Raw genomic sequence first — 17,538 nt, 5'->3', positions numbered from 1 at the left:
AATCAATCCTGAACGGTGTCGCTCAAAGCAAGCGATTCGTTCAGGATTTTTTTTGTGGCAGAACCGCAACCCGGTAAGAGTGATGCTCGCCGGTAGCTTCGAACGCCTGTGTGACTTCTTCCAGCGAATAGCTCTGATCGCAGAGTTTCTGAAACGGATATGTGTGCTGGTAACGTTCGAGGAAATTCAGGGCATTCGCCAGATCGAGATCGATATAATTATGAATGCCTTCGATCTTCAGCAGCCTGCGGACAACCTGTTCCGCGGAGACTTGCAGCGGACGGGCCGGATAGACCGAGCCGACCAGAATCATCGTTCCGCCGATGTCCAGTGCTTCCAGACCGCTTTCGATCACATCGGGAACACCGGTCATGTCGAAGACGAAGTCCACGCCCCGCCCCTGGGTCAGATGATGAACTTCTGAGTGCAGCGGTTGATCTTTTTTGACCAGGATCGAATGGCTGGCACCGAATTCCAGTCCGCGCTGCACCCGTTGCGGGTTGATGTCGCTGACGATGACAGAAGCAGCACCTCTGGACTTCGCCACGGCGGTTGCCGTAATACCCAGCATACCCGCTCCCAGAATCAGAACGCTCCGATTTTTGATCTCACCCGCCAGCCGAAAGGCGGCCATGACGGTCGCAGTGGCACAGTTGGCGGGGCTCGCAATCTGATCGGGGAGTGACGCGGGGACTTTGAAGATCGTGGTCCCTTTGACCAGGTGACAATGACTGGCCAGGCCGCCACTGAGGTAGTTCTCGTCAGTCAGTTTCTGGTGACCGTACTTGAACAGGCTCGTGCATTTCTGGGTCAATCCCCGGCGGCAGTACTCACATTTCTGACAAGCGACCGCCACCGACCAGGTGATGCGATCTCCTATGTTGACCGGCCGATTGAGAAAATCGACGGTATGATGTTCCGGATGCAGATCGACAACGCGTCCGACCATTTCATGTCCCAGGATCGTCGGGCAGGGAGTGGAACGCGTACCTTCGTAGGTATGCAGATCACTGCCGCAGATCGTACAGCACAAGATCTCAACCAGGACTTCGCCAGGCTGGAGCCGGGGTTGTTTGACTTCAGTACGCTGCAAGGCAGGTGTGTCACCTGTCAGGATGATCGAGACGCAGGGATCGCTCATAATGCTGTCAATTACGTTTATCTAAAAGCCGTCAGAATCGGTCGTAGTTTCGGACGGGCTCTGAAATTTATCCGGGTACGAGAAGAACTCTCTTAATTAGAAAAGTTATTTTTTTATAAACGGCCCGCATGAAATCGGAAAGTGTACCGATTTTCTTTTCAACTGATCTTAACCTGATGTGATCTGTCCAGATGTAACCTGCATTTCAGCCAGGACCAGTTCGATCTGAGCGACCAGTTGCTCCATGTCCTCGGGGAAAACATGGCCGATGTTACCGATGCGGAACGTCTCAGCCTGACTGATTTTACCGGGATAAATTACATACCGGCGGCGTTTGAGTTCATCATAGAAGTGGTTAAAGGAGAAGCCGTCGAATTCAGGATAGTAGAAAGAAGTGATGATGGGTGACTGCAACTCCCGGGGCAGCAGGGTGCGCAGTCCCCGCTGTTCCATTTCCCGGACGAGCCTCGTCTGGTTTTCGACGAAGCGGACATGCCGGGCGGTGACGCCCCCCTCAGCGTCCAGCTCGTTCAATGCCTGCAGAAACGCATTCACCACATGCGTCGGGGAAGTATAGCGCCATTTGCCCCCCTTCTGTTCCATTTCGTTCCATTGATCATACAGATCCAGGCTCAGCGAGCGGGCATAGCCTTTCGTCTGTTCCAGCTTCTGCTGACGGGCAATCACGAATCCGAATCCGGGGACTCCCTGAATACATTTATTGGCGGACGAAATCAGGTAGTCGATGTGAAACTCTTCCATCGTCAGCGGGATGCCGCCGAAGGAGGACATCGCATCCAGGATATAATCGCGACCTGCGTCCGCGACGATCTGACCCACTTCCCGGGCCGGGTTCAGCATGCCGGTAGTCGTTTCACAGTGCACCAGAGCCACATGCGTGATTGAGGCGTCGTTGGCCAGGGTCTGGCGGATCTGATCCAGATCGGGGCTCTCGGTTTCCGGGCAGGAAAGTGTGACGCGTGGGATCTTCAGGCAGTCGGCGATCTGGCCAATGCGATCGCCGTAGGCACCGTTGGAAATCAGCAGCAGTTTCCCATCGGGGGGAATAACCGAGCCGATGGTCGCTTCGACGGCAAACGTTCCGCTCCCCTGCATCAGAACCGACGTATATCCGGGGCCGGTTGTCGCCAGTTGCACGAGTCGTTCGCGGATTTCCACCACGCGCTGATTGTAGTCCACATCCCACGTTGAGTAGTCGGCCAGCATCGCTTCACGGACGGTTCTGGTTGTCGTCAGGGGACCGGGAGTCAACAGTAAGTAAGGAATATCAGCATCCATAGGGCACACTACCTGCTTCAATCTGGTCAATGATGGCGGACAGCCCCTCGAGTGTCGGGATGACAAAGTGAGCGCCTGCGTTTTTGAGTTTGGTTTCGGCAGCCTGTAAGCGCTGCTGTTTTTCTTCCGGAGTGAGGGCCTCCAGTTCGGAGACACTCAGTCCCACTTCACTGCCGGTCTGGGTCAGACCGACTGTCCAGGTGCCTGCATTCAGGCCCGCTTCAATATCAGGTACGGTGTCGCCGACTTTGATCACTGCACGCGGGGGATAGACGCCGAGCGTTTCCATATTGCGGTAGATCATCCAGGGAGCAGGGCGTCCGGCGGGGACCTCGTCGGCACACATGGAAAAGTCGGGAGAGTAACCCTGTTCGCGTGCGGACACGAGAATCGGGTCGGCCACCACGCGCGGGTAGCCAGTGGTGGAACCGATTTTAATTCCCCGTTCCTTGAGTGGCGCGAGTGACGCACACAGGCCGGGGACCAGCTCGGTATAGAGTTTCGCTTCCTCGATCTGCAGCGGCATGAACGTTTCGTAAATCTGTTTCACATCGTCTTCAGACCAGGGACGCTGGTGTAGTGCTTCCCACTGGCTGGCGATTTCGTCGAGCTGAAACAGACTGCGGATATGATCCTGTTTATGCAGGCCCATCGGTCCGCGTGCCTGTTGCGGGGTGACCTCGACACCACAGGCCTTGAAGGCTTTGATGAAGGCGGAGATCGGAGCGAAACAGCCATGGTCGATGGTTGTGCCGGCCCAGTCAAAAATTGCGAGTTTAATCTGTGTCGGTTGCATGCTGACTTTCAATCAGTTGAGGTCCACGGGATGCTCCAGCACCCGTTGGACAAAGGTTAAAAAATATTCCAGATCCGGCGTTGCTAAGCCGGGAATTTTGGCCGCTTCATCCCAGGTCCGCAGGCGGAGCGCTTCCTCGTACCAGGGATTGTTTTCAAACTGTCTCTGTTCGCGTGCATCGAAGGGACCGCCCTGCAGTTCCAGGCTCAATACGGATGCGGGGGACAGGCGGGACAGGTATTCTTCGTCGGTGGCACAGCGGTATCGTTTGGCATCCACGTGCAGGCGGATGGGTTCGGTGACCGCTTCGAGAAAGTGTTGCTTCAGCCAGGCGGCGCCAATGCGTTCGTGCAGATCATCAATGCCCTGAATGGCACAGTCTTCGGAGTGCTTGTGCAGCAGATGACCCACATCGTGCAGCAGGGCTGCGGTGATCAGTTCCGGTGACGCCTGTTCCTGCTCGGCAGTGGAGGCCGCCTGCAGAGCGTGTTCCGTTTGTGAAACGGCTTCGCCGGCATACATGTCGTTGCCCTTTTCCGCGAAGAGCGTACGGATCTCATCCAGAATTTCACGCGTCTCAACCAGGGGTGACATCGTTTGCCTCCGGGGGATTGATTTCGGACAGGGTTTGCGCCAGGTTCATTTCACGTTCCTGGATCATCCAGTAAATGACGCCGGCAATGATGGCGGTACAGCAGATGCCGGCCAGTCCGCCGAAGGCCATCTTCCAGCCGTAGTACTGGGCAATCATGCCGACCGTATGTCCGGACAGGATGGCACCCAGGTAGCCGGCGGAATCGACGAGTCCTGCGACGGTCGAACAGCCCCGTTTGCCTCCCAGGTCGATAGCCATCACGCCGGACAGGAAGGAGTAGGGGGCCATCAGGAAAAATGCGACGAGCGACAGGAGCGTTAAAGCCAGGTAAGGCTTGCCGGTCACATCGACAGTGCTCAACAGGGTCAGCGAGAGTACGAGCAGAATCAGGCTGGGTAGCACGACTCGGCCGTGGCGGCCGCGGAGTCGGTCGGAGATCACTCCGGCCAGCAGGGCCGAACAACCGCCTACCAGCGGAAACAGCATACTGCCCACCGCCGCCGATCCGATATCGAATTGCGCCACTTCATTTAAAAAGGTCGGTGTCCAGAAATTAAACGTTTCACGAACCAGTGTCAGGCTGAAGTTCATGACGCAGATCAGCCAGAACAGCGGACTGGCGACCAGGGGCTTGAGTACCTCTTTGATCGAAATCCGCTGCGCGTGGTTACCTTCTGCCCCAAAGACGTTGAGCGGATTGGCTTCCGGTTCTTCCAGGCCGACATCGATGGGGCTCGACTTCAGGGTGAAGTAAACGAAGACCGCGATCGCCGTTAATGTCCCTGCGGCGACAAAGAAGACGGTGCGCCAGTTGGCCATAAAACTGAGTGAACTATATTTCTCTCCGAGCATGATCAGGCTGCCGAGGTAGACGCGAGCGAAGGCATCACCAAACAGAAACGAGAGCGAAAGAATGGCCATCACGGTCGCATGCCACTGGACGGGATACCAGCGCGATGCGGTTTTGACCAGAGCCACCCAGCCCATGGACTGCACAAAGCGGTTGCCGGCCCAGATGACAATGAACAGGGTCAGCCCGCCCGCCAGTCCGAAAAAAACGGAAAACAGAATCGAACAGAGCATGCCGGTCAGAAACATCTGGCGACCGCCGAGGAAGTCGGCCAGGTAGCCGTTAATGATTTTTCCAAAGGCATACAGCATGACTCCGACCGAGGCGACGGTACCAATCTGGATTTTCGTGATACCCAGGCCGGCTTCTTCTCCCAGCAGCAGTGGCGTGGCGACGGCCAGATTAGAGCGGCAGATGTAGTATCCGACGTAGCCGAGAAACAGGCTCGTCAGCGTCATGAGCTGCCAGTTACGATTGGGGTTCTTGGACATCAGGTGCTGCTTTTCAAAGAGAGAGTTGACCGATATTTTCTTTTGCCAGACCTGGTCCCGTCGTCATTCCTTTGCCGCCGATGCCGGTGAGAAGCTGAATGCGCTCGCCCTGCTGTTTGTGGAACAGGCCTGCAGACTTCTCCTCAGTATAAATGCCGCACCAGCGGTCTGTGACCTGAAAATCCAGTTTCACGAACATCTTTCGTGCATAATTTATGATGAGTTCTTCCACCTCAGCCGACATGCGTTCGGGAGGGGGATCGACTGAATACGCGTGCGAATCGCCGAGGATGAATTCGTTGTCCTGGTTCTGCGTCATCCAGATCTGAATGCCATGTTCCTGCAGCGTGGGTTCGGGGCCCTCAAGATTGATGCCCTGCAGAAACTGAGCGTTCAGGAATGCGGGATACCTGGTCAGCGCGATCGGCGAGGCGATACTGGTGCCCAGTGTGCGGTTTTCCGGATTGGAAATCTTGAGCATCTGCAGCTTGCAGTACTGCACGTTGCGTTCGATATACGCTTCGGGAAACAGGGTCTGCAGATCAGCGCCGGAGCAGACAATCACCTGTTGTGCGTGAAAGGATCTGCCGTCCGCAATTTTGACCTGGCAGTGGCTGCTGCGTTCCCGTACCGAGACCGCTGTGGTTTTCGGCAGGTAATCGCAGTCCGAGGTGCAGGCAATCCAGTTGATGAGTTCGCGAAAAAACTGGCCAGGATCGAGTTGCAGATCCTGGGGGAAGAAGAGACTGCCCGTGCAGAATTCCGGATTCAGACAGCAGCTCGAACGGATGGTCTCTTCGGCGTTGAGGAACTTCGCGGGACAGAGAGCGTCCTGTTGCGTGTCTGCGAGTTGTTTCAGGAAATCGGCTTCCGCTTCCGTGTGTGCCAGGTACTGAGTGCCCGCCTGTCGCAGGGGGATCCCCAGCTGACGGGTCAGCTCTTCGTAAATTTCCGAGGAGGCCAGGGCACGATCGCGCCAGATTCCGGGGGGCATGGCACTGGGGATGATGAGGCCAAAATTGCGGACGGATGCCTGCTGGGGAAAGATATCCCGTTCTATGAGGAGCGTTTTCCAGCCCCGTTGCATGGCAAAGTATGCATGAAACGCACCAAGTACGCCACCGCCGATGACGATGACATCATATTTTCGCTGGTAAGTCTGAGTCGACATGGTTTGCTATCGGTGAGACCCGAACGAGAGAGTCGCTTGAGTTTCCCATCGGATGAAGGTCAGGAAGTTCGCGGCCTGGTGGGCAGACAGGAACTCTACCCACCAGGCACTGTCAAACTTCAGTGTGCCAAACTTAAAGTTAAGTATTGCCTAGTATCGGGATCAGCGTGCAGAATACAATGATAATATACGCAGTTAAATTGATAATATTTACATGGGCTTCACGGGTTCTTTAACATTCTCTGACAGTGTATCGGTTCATAGAACTCTGGTAACGCCAATCCCTGTTTGCTGTAGAAGTATTACGATGAGATTTCCTGAACGTCGAAAAATCGCACTCCTGATCCAGACCTCCAGCGACTGGAGCCGCCAGATCATTCAGGGGATTGCCGACTATGCTTTCGAGCAGGGGGGCTGGGACTTCTGGATTGAATTCCGGGGACTCAAAGAACAGCTGCAGATTCCCGCCTCCTGGCACGGGCACGGCACCATCTGTCGCTTGACGGACGCACGCATTCGTCAGTCGATTATCGGGCGGCGCCTGCCCGCGGTGAATGTCTCCTGGCTGGGAACGCATTCGACCCGCATTCCGAAAGTCGTTTCAGACGAACGGGCCTGTGCCCGCATGGCGGCGGACTTCTTCCTTAACAAGGGCTTTCGTTCGTTTGGCTATATTGGTGCCGACCCTAATTTGAAATACCCTCCCACCATTCAGCACGATTTTGAATCGGCGGTCAGCGAGGCGGGGGGCGTCTGTTATGACTTCCCTTATTACGAACTGACGAAGGAAGCGGACTACGAACAGCAGCAGCATCGACTCAAAGAATGGTTGCGGGAACTGCCTAAGCCGGTCGCGTTACTGGTCTGGTCGAGCAAGGTGGGACGCGAAGTAGCGACGGTCTGCGTGAATCATCATCTGGAAATCCCTGACCAGGTGGCGATCCTCAGCATCGAGCACGACCCGCTGATGTCGGCGCTGTCGCCGGTGCCATTATCCTGTATCAACCAGGGACCGCATGTCGTCGGTCATGCCGCGGCACAGTTGCTGGATCAGATGATTCAGGGGCAGCCCGCGCCGAAGACGCCGGTGCTGATTCCTCCCCTGTCCATCGAAGAGCGGGCTTCTACGGATACGCTGTTTGCCGATGACGACCTGGTTCGCGAGGCGATCCAGCTGATTCGTCAGCAGGCACATCTCCCCCTGCAGGTCACCGATCTCACGCAGCAGCTGAACGTCTCGCGGCGCATTCTGGAACATCGTTTTCAGAAGGCCCTGCATCGCTCGCCGGCCAGTGAAATTCGCCAGGCAAAGTTGAACCGGATCACCCGTCTGCTGAGGGAGACCAACCTGACGATTTCACAGATCGCAGAACGCTGTGGCTTTCAGCATCAGGAAGCGATGATTCGCATGTTCGGTCGTGAGATGGGCATGTCGCCCCGGGAATATCGTCAATCGAGTCATACGCTCCGCTGAATGTTTCCGGACGGTAGACAATTCCTTGCGAATCGGACCGCTGGTTTGATGGCGATGGGGAACCGCCGATGGTACGATCAAAGTAGAGCAACAACTTTATTTGATACCCGCCGTTCTGTCTGAGGAAGATCACCATGATTTCAACGTTCTCTCGTGTGTGGCTGCTGCTGGTTTTGACCACAATGTTTGCGGTGCCTGTAACTGCTGCGGAAGATGATGCCGGTTCGATTTTTATCGAGGGCTATACGAATCAGTTGAGCTATCAGTCCGGCGAGAAGATTCATTTCCACCTCAACAGTTCCGAACCGCAGTACTCGATTGAGATTACCCGCCTGGGAGCCGAGAACAAAACCGTTTATAAAGAGACGCGTCAGAACGGAGCCGCTTATCCCGTGCCTGAAGATGCTTCGTCAAACGGCTGTCGCTGGCCGGCGGCGTTTGAGTTGACGGTTCCCGAATCCTGGGCCAGCGGTTATTACAGCGTCCGTCTGGCGGTACGCGACGGGGGTGGTAAATTTATTCAGCGGAATTCCCGTTCGGCTGAGTCGAGCCTGTTTTTCATTATCCGTCCCAAAAATCCCGGTTCCGAAACCAAAATCCTGATTCAACTCTCGACCAACACTTACAATGCCTATAACAACTGGGGTGGTTCGAGCCTGTACAGTTACCATGGTCGCGATCATCTGCAGGGGCACCGCGTTTCGTTTGACCGTCCACTGGCTGGTCAGTTTTCGAACTGGGAATACCCGTTCATCGCCTGGGCCGAACAGAACGGTTACCAGCTGGACTACGCCGCCAACAGTGATCTGGAATTTCATCCCGAAATTTTGCAGCAGTACAAACTGGTTCTCAGTGTGGGCCATGATGAATACTGGTCTGCGCCGATGCGAGATCACCTGGAGCAGTACATTAAGCAGGGAGGCAATGTTGCCTTCTTTAGTGGAAATTCAGTCTGCTGGCAGGTGCGGAGTGAAGACGACGGACGCGCCCTGACCTGCTGGAAGCAGTGGTACAACCAGGATCCTGTTTTTCCGACGGACGATCACAGCACCTTGACCACGCTCTGGAGTCATCACCTGGTCAATCGACCGGAAAATCAACTGACGGGCGTGGGCTTTCTGTACGGCGGCTATCATAAGAGCCACGGTCAGTTCATGGATGGTTCCGCTGCGTATCGTGTGCATCGTCCCGAGCACTGGATCTTTGCGAAAACGGGGATTAAGCAGGGCGACGAATTTGGGGGGAAAGACACGATTGTCGGTTACGAATGCGACGGCTGTCAGTTTGTGATGCAGGACGGTCTGCCTGTGCCGACCCATAAAGATGGCACTCCAAAGTCCTTTCAGATCCTGGCGACCTGTCCGGCGAAATGGGCTCCCGGTGACAGCCTGTGGTACGATCGCTTCGAAAAAGATCGGGTCGGCGCCGCGGTCCTGGGGATGTATACCAACGGCGGAACCGTGCTGACGGTGGGGAGCACCGACTGGGCACACGGGCTGCGCGGGAAAGATCCGATCGTCCAGCAGATCACCAGAAACGTCCTCGACCGGTTGTCAAAGTGATGACTAGTTCGGCAGGAGTCCATCCCGTTCCGAATGGGTGATACTGTAGAGCACATGTCGCTGCAGCGGATCGTTCTCGGGCAATCCGGGATGATCGAAGTTGTCGATATACGACATGCCGATTTTTTCCATCACGCGACGCGAAGCGATATTGGCGGGGACCGTGAATGAAACGATCTGTTTCAGGTTGCATTCATCAAAGCCGAAGTCGAGCACGGCGTGTGCGCCTTCCGTAGCGTATCCCTGGTTCCAGTAGGGGGTTGCCAGTCGCCAGAGGATCTCGATGCAGGGAGTAAAAAACGCAGTGAACTGGGGAACCGCCAGGCCGATGAATCCGGCGAAAGGAGTCTGGTCTTTAATTTCGACGGCCCATAAGCCGAAGCCATATTCTTCGAAGTGCTTTCGGATTTCTTCCACCATCTGCACGCTCTGCTCGGAAGTCAGCGTGGACGGATAATACTGCATGACGCGTGGGTCTTTATTGAGCTCGACGAAAGGTGTGACATCACCCTCACACCACCGTCGTAATATCAGCCGAGTCGTTTCCACTGTTCTGGTTCCTGCAAGTTCATCAAGTTGTTTCAGTCTTGTAGTACCCTCTCTACGCAGACACCCGGTTTGTAACGGAGAAATTTCCGGCAATTCCCTTTTATTTCAAAAACGGGGTGCGTTTTTTATCGATATTGAAAGTCGCTCGTCCTTCTGTTCAAATAAATAAATATCATTTAAATATCACCATGCTCTCTCAAGGGCGCATATTCTGCTTGGAGTACATAGAGATGAAAATGTCTGTTTTTGGGGCAGTCTTCGTAACTTTAACCCTCTACAGTACTAATTGTCTTCCGGCGGCAGAATCTAATGCAGAAACTTCGCTGATTCAGGTCCCCGGAGCCTGGGAAGATCAGCAGGCAGGGAAATATGCAGACCTGGACGGGTTCGCCTGGTATCGCTGCTACGTCAAAGTCCCCAATAACTGGGCCGACATGAATGCCCGCCCCCTCTGGCGGGATTCGGTGACGCTCTCGATTGAAAAACTGGCGGATGCCCACGAAGTCTATATCAACGGGACGCGCATCGGTCAGATTGGAAAGTTCCCCCCGAACTTCGAAAGTGGCTTCGACAGTTATCAGCGCTACAAGGTTCCGCCGGGAACGCTCAAGCTGGGGAAGTACAATACGATCGCGGTCCGCGTTTATAATGAAGCAGGCCCGGGAGGTTTCCGGGGCGTACCTCCGATTCTGGCCGGTTACTTTCTGGAATGCGTGCTTAAAGGAGAATGGGAATTCCTGCCGGGCGATGATGTGAAATGGGCGCTGACCGCCCGCGAGCAGAAGCCGGCCCAGGCCGCTTTCGATGAGTTCACCCCGGCCACCTCGACACTCAAACGCTCCGCCAAACTTTCTCCGGGGCGACGCCTCTCCCCCGAGAAGTCGATGACACTCTTTGAAACCGATGATGATGTGGCCGTGGATCAGTTACTCACCGAACCACTGGTGGGGCAGCCACTGTTTATGAGTTTCGATGAACGGGGGCGGATGTGGGTCGTGCAGTATCGCCAGTATCCGTATCCCGCGGGGCTCAAGGTGTTGAGCCGGAATAAATATTACCGGATGGAATTCGACCGGGTCTCCCCGCCGCCTCCCAACCACTTTCCGGGTAACGATCGGATTACAATTCATGAAGATACCAACGGTGACGGCAAGTACGATGCGCACAAGGTCTTTGCCGGCGATCTCAATATCGCGACGTCGGTTGTCAAAGGGCGGGGTGGGATCTGGGTACTCAATCCACCTTACCTCCTGTTTTATCCTGACAAAGACAACGACGACATTCCCGACGGTGATCCGGAAGTTCACCTGTGGGGCTTTGGTCTGTCCGACACACACTCGGCTCCCAACAGTCTGCAGTGGGGACCGGACGGCTGGCTCTACATGGTGCAGGGGAGTAACCTCGTTTCGCATCTGAAGAACACCGACAAGCCGGATGCGAAATCGATTTACTGTGAAGGGCCCGGGGTCTGGCGCTATCATCCGGAAACAGGGCGCTATGAATTGTTTGCTGAAGGGGGCGGTAATGCCTTCGGGCTGGAAGTTGATGCCGACGGCCGTGTTTATTCCGGCCATAACGGCGGTGGTACTCGCGGCTTCTACTATGTACAGGGAGGCTATTACGAAAAGGGGACCGAGCGGAAGTACGGCGATGTGAGTAACCCGTATGCCTTTGGTCTGCTGCCTTTCATGAAGCATGCCGCTACGCCCCGCTTCAGTCACGCGCTGGTGAAATACGAGGGGGACACGCTGCCCGAGCGATTTAAAGGGAAGCTGATTTCCGTCGACCCGCTGCACCAGTACCTGGTCCTCACTCAGGTGAATCAACTGGGGTCTTCCTTTCAGACCGAAGACGTCGGCTTTCCCTTGAAGAGTACTGACCTCGGTTTTCGTCCGGTAGCGATTTACACGGGACCTGACGGGGGTGTTTACATCGCTGACTTTTACGAAGAATTCATCGCGCACGGTCAGCACTACCAGGGACAGATCGATCCTAATTCGGGTCGCGTCTATCGCCTCCGCGGTAAGGATGCGGCGCCCCGTAAGATTGAGGACTTGAGTCAAAAGAGTTCGCGGGAACTGCTGGACCTGCTCAAACATCCCAACGAATGGCACCGCCGCACCGCGCTGCGACTGCTGGGCGACCGTAAAGATGCGTCCGTGATTCCCACACTGAAACAATGGATCAAAGAGAACGACGGACATCTTGCCCTGGAAGCATTCTGGGCGTTGAATCTCTCGCAGGGCTTTGACGATGCCGTCGCGGAAGAGACATTGAAACATCCTCATCCCATGGTCCGCTTCTGGACGGTGCGTCTGCTGGGGGACGACAAAGTGGTCTCCAGTCATATCGGTGAGCAGCTGATCGAGGCCGCGCGGAACGAACCGAATGCGGAAGTCCGCGGTCAACTGGCGGCAACCGCTCGACGTCTGCCTGCGGATCTCTGCCTGCCCCTGGTCGAAGCCTTGAGCCGTTATGAGGCAGACGTGGACGATCCGCATCAGCCGCTGATGCTCTGGTGGGCGTTGGAATCCAGGTCGGTTTCCGATCGGGAACAGGTACTCGCCTTGTTTAAAGACAAACAGTTCTGGGAGCGTCCCCTGGTGCAGTCGGCACTGCTGGAACGACTGATTCGTCGTTACGCGACCGCAGGCAGCCGAACGGATCTGGTCACCTGTGCGAAACTGTTCGAACTGGCCCCTGATGCGAAGTCGCGCCAACTGCTGATGACGGGCTTCGAGAATTCGTTCAAGGGACGTTCGCTGGCCGGGCTGCCCGAGGCACTGGTTAAAGCCCTGGCGGATGCGGGGGGCGGATCGACGACCCTGCAGATGCGACTGGGAAACCAGACCGCAATTCAGACGGCGTTGAACGCGTTGAAATCACCCGGCAAGAATCAGGCTCAGCTGTTGGACTATATTCAGGTGCTGGGCGAACTGCAGGAACCGCAGGCCCGGACTGTGATGCAGTCTTTGCTGAGCAGTACTAAAAACAGCGATTTGCAGACCGGATTGCTGGTCGCGTTACAGAAATATCAGCAGCCGGAAATCGCGGCAGTGATTCTCAAACGCTATCCGGACTTTTCTGAATCCGTCCGCGAAGTCGCGTTGAGTACGCTCGTCAGTCGAAAGGAATGGACCCGCGACTTGCTGGCTGCGGTGGAAGCGGGACAGCTGGACGCCCAGGCGATACCGGAAGACCTGGTTCGCAAGATGACGATTCACCAGGATCCGCAGATCACAGAACTCGTGGGTCGGCACTGGAAAGAGATCCAGGGCGCTTCGAATCAGCAGATGCAGGCCAGCATTGCCCGTATCTCAGGCGTGCTGGAGCAGGGCAGCAGTGACGTTTATCGCGGCAAGGAACTGTATCAGCAGAACTGTGCCAAGTGTCACATACTATTCGGGGAAGGCAAACGCGTGGGACCGGAGTTGACGCAGTACAAACGCGACGATTCCCTGCGGATGCTGATGCACGTGGTGAACCCGAGTTCGGAAATTCGCGAGGGTTTTGAAACGTACCTGGTGATCACCGACGATGGCCTGGTGGTATCCGGCTTCCTCTACGATCAGGACAAACAGATTGTCGTGATCCGCGGGGCCGATGGTCAGAACGTGACGATCAAGCGGGAGAACATCGATGAGATGATCAAGCAGCCCAAGTCTCTGATGCCCGAAGGCCTGCTCGATAAACTCAGTGACCAGGAACTGCGGGACCTGTTCGGATTCCTGCGGAGCAGTCAGCCGGTCTTTAAATAAGCGAGCTGTCCGAATCCGAAGTCCTCAGGGAGAGAACCTCGTGATGAGTTCACTCGCGTAATCGAGCTGGGGAATCAGGCAGGGATGCTTGTACTGTTCGAAGCTGCCTCCCGGTTTCTGTTGACGTTCAGTCGCGAAACGCTGCCAGGTGCCCGGCTTAAGCGGGCAGGGGACCGGCGGTGCCAGTCGCCCGGACTGGCGCTTCTCGGCGTATTCACAATTGGATTCCTGCAGACGTTGATCGAAGTCGGCGAGCAGTCTCGTGAGTGTTTCATCCGTGAGCAGCGGCGATGCTTCGAATAACAGCTGATAACAGGGGGGCTCTCCCCATTGCGGAATCACCGCGAATTGTCCCAGTTCCAGCGTATGCTGCTGAGTTGCGCTACGGACGGCATCGACGACCTGCGACTCGGTGATCTTCTCGCCGGTCAGATTCGAGATATGTGCGCCTTTGTGAAGGAACGCCAGCAGGGGAGTGGACTGATAAAAGCCGGTGCAACGCACGACGTCACAGATATGGTAACGATAGAGACCCGAGGGGGTGGTCAGCAGGATATAGTAGTTCTGCCCCTCTTCCAGTTGATCCGCCGTCAGGATGTGCGAGGTGTTCAACGGGTCTTCCGCTTCGGGGATGAACTCGAAGAAGTGCGACGTGATATCCAGAACACCGCTCGACGTGCCTGAGTCGAGGGGGATCGTCATCCGTCCTTCGCTGGCCGAGAGACCATGATCGCGGACCGGCAGATCGCCATAGTAGGGTTTGAGTTGTGACAGGTAAGCGCCGGCGCTGCCCCCCGTCCAGACAGCGAGCACGGAGAGTCCGGGCCAGTAATCGCGGGGATAGAGGTGTCCGGTGCGTTCGATGATCTGTTCCAGTTCCCGCGCACGGCCTCGGTTCTTTCGCTGCAGCCGTCGTTTGAGTTTGCCCAGGATCTGCAGGTCCATCTGAGCGGCTCCCGTCAGGCGTCCCTCGGCAATGTCGCGTACCAGCGATTCTTTTTCCTGGTCGGCAAACTGGGCCAGGTGGAGCAGGGTGCTGGGGTTGGCGGTGGTGAGCATGCCCACATGCCGGTCGGCGAGTGCGAGTCGCAGGGCGGTGTAATATTTCAGTTGCGGGTCATCGATGCGTGAGACGTCTCCGGGAACGGTATACATCGACTGCACGACGGGACTCTGCATCGCTGCGACCAGGCCGCTGATATTGCCGCAGGGGGTGCCACCAGGTGTGCGGAACTTGTCGAAGTTGCTGGTGAGCTGCACGATGTTCTGATACTTCAGCGGCGCGAAATCGTCATAGGTCAGAATGCCCCAGTTCTGCCAGCCCTGGCGATAGTCTTTGAGGAACGGGGCGGTGATCGGGATGAACTTGGAATCGGTGGTGGTGCCGCTGCTGAGCGTAAACATCAGCAGGCGATTCTCGGGGCCCAGCAGTGCAGTGGTTTCCCCCTGTTTGACGCGTTCGATGTAGGGGCGAAAGAATTCGTATTCCGAAACCGGGAAGCGGGATTGAAACTCTTCAATCGTGCAGGAACCGTCCAGGTTGTACTGGCGGCTCAAATCGCTGGCAGCGTTTAACTGTAGAATGCGCTGCAGTGTTGCCTGTTGAACCGAGCGACAGTCAGAGGTGCAGGCAAGGAATTCATGAGCGGCACGACGATAGCGTCGTCGCACGAAGGTTCCCCCGAAAGCCCGTAGCACATACAGGGCATGCATTCCTTGCTCCCCGGACGAAATGTTCTGCGCTCAGAAAAAGGTCCACGTGGAGGAGAGTCTGCCTGAAGAGAGAACTCTCCTCCTGCCAGATGGAACCGGACGATTAATCTTCGTCGTCGTCTTTCTTCTTTTTCTTCTTCTTGCCGATCGAGATTTTCTCGACGCGGACTTTGGGCAGACCCAGGGCGCCCTGGCCTTCGACCCAGCGGTCTTCGAACTTCAATTTCTCAATACGTTCAGCACGCTTCAAAACGTTACGGGCACGAGTCAGCGAGCTTTTGCTCTTCAAACTTTTGTCGAGTGACACGGTGTCATCCCCTCTGAATAGATGTTATATCGAAGACGGTCATTTACTATGGAAATTGACCGTCAAAACTGGCATAGTGGTGTCTTATTCGCAAGAAGCGCTCTAACAGCATGCTGGTCAAACGGACATTTGCCCGCGACGATTTGCGAAGCGACATATGGTAAAAGGAAATGTCAACGATTGCAACCGCTGCTAAATGAAACCTTTCAGCTGTTTTTCGCGAAATTCTGAAATTTCGCCCTGAAACCGGGATCGAGGGAGACCAGACCATTTCTTTGTACGATACAAATTTCACCCTGTTGGACTGGTCCATCGTCGTCTGTTACCTGCTCTCATCAATCGTAATTGGTTTGTGGGCCAATCGTTACGTCGGAAATCTCTCCGATTATCTCGTCGCCGGCCGCAAATTGCGGCTCCGACTGGCCCTGGCCACGATGACGGGGACCGAACTGGGGCTCGTGACCGTGATGTACATGGCCGAACTCGGCTTCACCCAGCAGTACGCCTCCCTGTACCTCGCTTTTCTGGAGGCGGGGGCGGTGCTGTTGATCGGTCTGACCGGCTTTGTTGTCTATCGGCTCCGGCAATCCTCGATCATGACGATCCCCGAATATTATGAACAACGTTACTCGCAGTCGGTGCGGGTGGTCGGGGCGTCGGTGATGGTCGTCTCGGGCGTGTTGAACATGGGGCTGTTCCTTAAAGCGGGCTCGCAGTTTCTGACCGCGGTTTCCGGACTGCAGGACGAGATGTACCTCAAACTGATCATGACGGGGCTGTTGCTGCTGGTGCTGTTCTATACGGTGCTGGGGGGAATGGTTTCGGTGGTGATCACCGACCTGATCCAGTTTCTGATCCTGGGGACCGGCATGGTAATTGTCACTGGTGTGGTCTTCTGGTCGATCGGCTGGGACGGCTTGTCGGCGATTGTTACCGAGCAGAACGGTTATTATGATCCCTTCCATCCTGAAAATAACTCGGGGAATGGGAACCCCATCGGTTGGATGCAGATCGTGCAGATGGCGATTGTCATCGGTTCGGCCGCACTGCTCTGGCCGACCAGCGCGGCCCGTACGCTCTCCTGTCAGAGTGCGGAAGTCGCTCAAAAACTCTATTCGCTGAGCTCCATCTCCTTTCTGGCACGTCGTGCCCTGCCTGTGTTCTGGGGGATCGGGACGTTTGCCTTTTTCGCTTCCCAGCCGGAACTGTTCCAGGAATTTCACCAGGCCGTTGAAACTAACGCCTCGGTTACATCGCTGTCTGCGATGCCCCTGTTTCTGGCGAAAGTGGTGCCGACCGGCTTATTAGGGCTGGTGACGGCAGGCATGATTGCCGCCTTCATGTCGACCCACGACAGCTATCTGCTCTGCTGGAGTGGCGTGATCACCCAGGATATTATCGCACCTGTCGCCGGGCCGATGAGCCAGCGTTCCCGGATTCTGACAACACGGATTGCGATCTTCGTGATCGGGGCAATGCTTCTGACCTGGGGACTCTGGTACGAAGTCAGCAGCGACCTCTGGGGTTACCTGGCCGTCACGGGAGCCGTGTATCTATCCGGGGCGATTCCCACGGTGGTTGGTGGTCTGTACTGGAAACGGGGCAGCCGGGCCGGTGCACTGGCGGCGATCCTGGGAGGTCTGTCAGGATTGTTGGCGATGGGTCCCTGCGTAGATCTGATCAACAACGTGTTTGCGACCAGCTTAAATGGCACACACCTGACGCTGCTGACGTTTGTGTTTTCGAGCGTGGCATACATCGTGTTTTCACTGTTGATTCCCGATCGACATGCTGAAACCAGTCCGAATGTCTCCGTCAATCCGGCTTAAACT

The 17,538-nt window shown here is 55.9% G+C and carries 13 protein-coding genes; 4 read left to right on the top strand and 9 right to left on the bottom strand.

Features of this window, described 5'->3' with window-relative positions; all coding sequences use genetic code 11:
- Positions 1-40: 40 nt before the first annotated feature.
- From RID21_RS07410 to RID21_RS07385, 6 genes are all read right to left on the bottom strand, one after another.
- Complete coding sequence (locus RID21_RS07410) at positions 41-1,141, bottom strand: zinc-binding dehydrogenase (RefSeq protein ID WP_350188021.1); 1,101 nt, start codon at positions 1,139-1,141, stop codon at positions 41-43.
- A 168-nt stretch (positions 1,142-1,309) separates the two neighbouring features.
- Positions 1,310-2,440 (bottom strand): 2-aminoethylphosphonate--pyruvate transaminase, encoded by a 1,131-nt coding sequence (phnW, locus tag RID21_RS07405; protein WP_350188020.1) that lies wholly within the window; start codon positions 2,438-2,440, stop codon positions 1,310-1,312.
- A complete protein-coding gene (phnX, locus tag RID21_RS07400) occupies positions 2,430-3,236 on the bottom strand; it encodes a phosphonoacetaldehyde hydrolase (RefSeq protein ID WP_350188019.1) in 807 nt (268 codons plus the stop codon). Before phnX ends, phnW begins: the two co-directional genes overlap by 11 nt.
- A 12-nt stretch (positions 3,237-3,248) precedes the next feature.
- On the bottom strand, positions 3,249-3,830 hold the full coding sequence (locus RID21_RS07395) for a phosphonate degradation HD-domain oxygenase (RefSeq protein WP_350188018.1): 582 nt from the start codon (positions 3,828-3,830) through the stop codon (positions 3,249-3,251).
- A complete protein-coding gene (locus RID21_RS07390; protein WP_350188017.1) occupies positions 3,814-5,172 on the bottom strand; it encodes an MFS transporter in 1,359 nt (452 codons plus the stop codon). The genes RID21_RS07395 and RID21_RS07390 overlap by 17 nt, the downstream gene beginning before the upstream one ends.
- Before the next feature lie 13 nt (positions 5,173-5,185).
- Entirely contained in the window at positions 5,186-6,343 is a 1,158-nt protein-coding gene (locus tag RID21_RS07385) for a TIGR03364 family FAD-dependent oxidoreductase (RefSeq protein ID WP_350188016.1), read from the bottom strand.
- A gap of 307 nt (positions 6,344-6,650) precedes the next feature.
- Between RID21_RS07385 and RID21_RS07380 the strand changes: the two genes are divergently transcribed.
- Positions 6,651-7,817: an AraC family transcriptional regulator gene (locus RID21_RS07380; RefSeq protein WP_350188015.1), complete on the top strand. Its 1,167-nt coding sequence runs from the start codon at positions 6,651-6,653 to the stop codon at positions 7,815-7,817.
- A gap of 134 nt (positions 7,818-7,951) precedes the next feature.
- Complete coding sequence (locus RID21_RS07375) at positions 7,952-9,379, top strand: N,N-dimethylformamidase beta subunit family domain-containing protein (RefSeq protein WP_350188014.1); 1,428 nt, start codon at positions 7,952-7,954, stop codon at positions 9,377-9,379.
- A gap of 3 nt (positions 9,380-9,382) precedes the next feature.
- Here the strand turns inward: RID21_RS07375 and RID21_RS07370 are convergent, their stop codons facing one another.
- Positions 9,383-9,928, bottom strand: coding sequence for a GNAT family N-acetyltransferase (locus tag RID21_RS07370; RefSeq protein ID WP_350188013.1), 546 nt, complete (start codon positions 9,926-9,928; stop codon positions 9,383-9,385).
- A 236-nt stretch (positions 9,929-10,164) separates the two neighbouring features.
- On the opposite strand from RID21_RS07370, the gene RID21_RS07365 reads away from it, so the two are divergent.
- The gene (locus RID21_RS07365; protein WP_350188012.1) at positions 10,165-13,686 is read left to right on the top strand and encodes a PVC-type heme-binding CxxCH protein; all 3,522 of its coding nucleotides are present in this window, start codon (positions 10,165-10,167) and stop codon (positions 13,684-13,686) included.
- 24 nt (positions 13,687-13,710) lie between these two features.
- On the opposite strand, the gene RID21_RS07360 is transcribed toward RID21_RS07365, so the two are convergent.
- Together RID21_RS07360 and RID21_RS07355 are read right to left on the bottom strand one after the other, a co-directional pair.
- Complete coding sequence (locus RID21_RS07360) at positions 13,711-15,399, bottom strand: GH3 auxin-responsive promoter family protein (protein ID WP_350188011.1); 1,689 nt, start codon at positions 15,397-15,399, stop codon at positions 13,711-13,713.
- A gap of 103 nt (positions 15,400-15,502) precedes the next feature.
- Positions 15,503-15,706, bottom strand: coding sequence for a small basic protein (locus tag RID21_RS07355; RefSeq protein WP_350188010.1), 204 nt, complete (start codon positions 15,704-15,706; stop codon positions 15,503-15,505).
- Between the two features lie 275 nt (positions 15,707-15,981).
- Here RID21_RS07355 and RID21_RS07350 point away from each other — a divergent pair, with 275 nt between their 5' ends.
- Positions 15,982-17,535, top strand: coding sequence for a sodium:solute symporter family protein (locus RID21_RS07350; protein WP_350188009.1), 1,554 nt, complete (start codon positions 15,982-15,984; stop codon positions 17,533-17,535).
- Positions 17,536-17,538: the final 3 nt, after the last annotated feature.

Source organism: Gimesia sp., from assembly GCF_040219335.1.
Classification (GTDB): domain Bacteria; phylum Planctomycetota; class Planctomycetia; order Planctomycetales; family Planctomycetaceae; genus Gimesia.
This window is presented reverse-complemented; position numbering and strand designations above follow the sequence as displayed.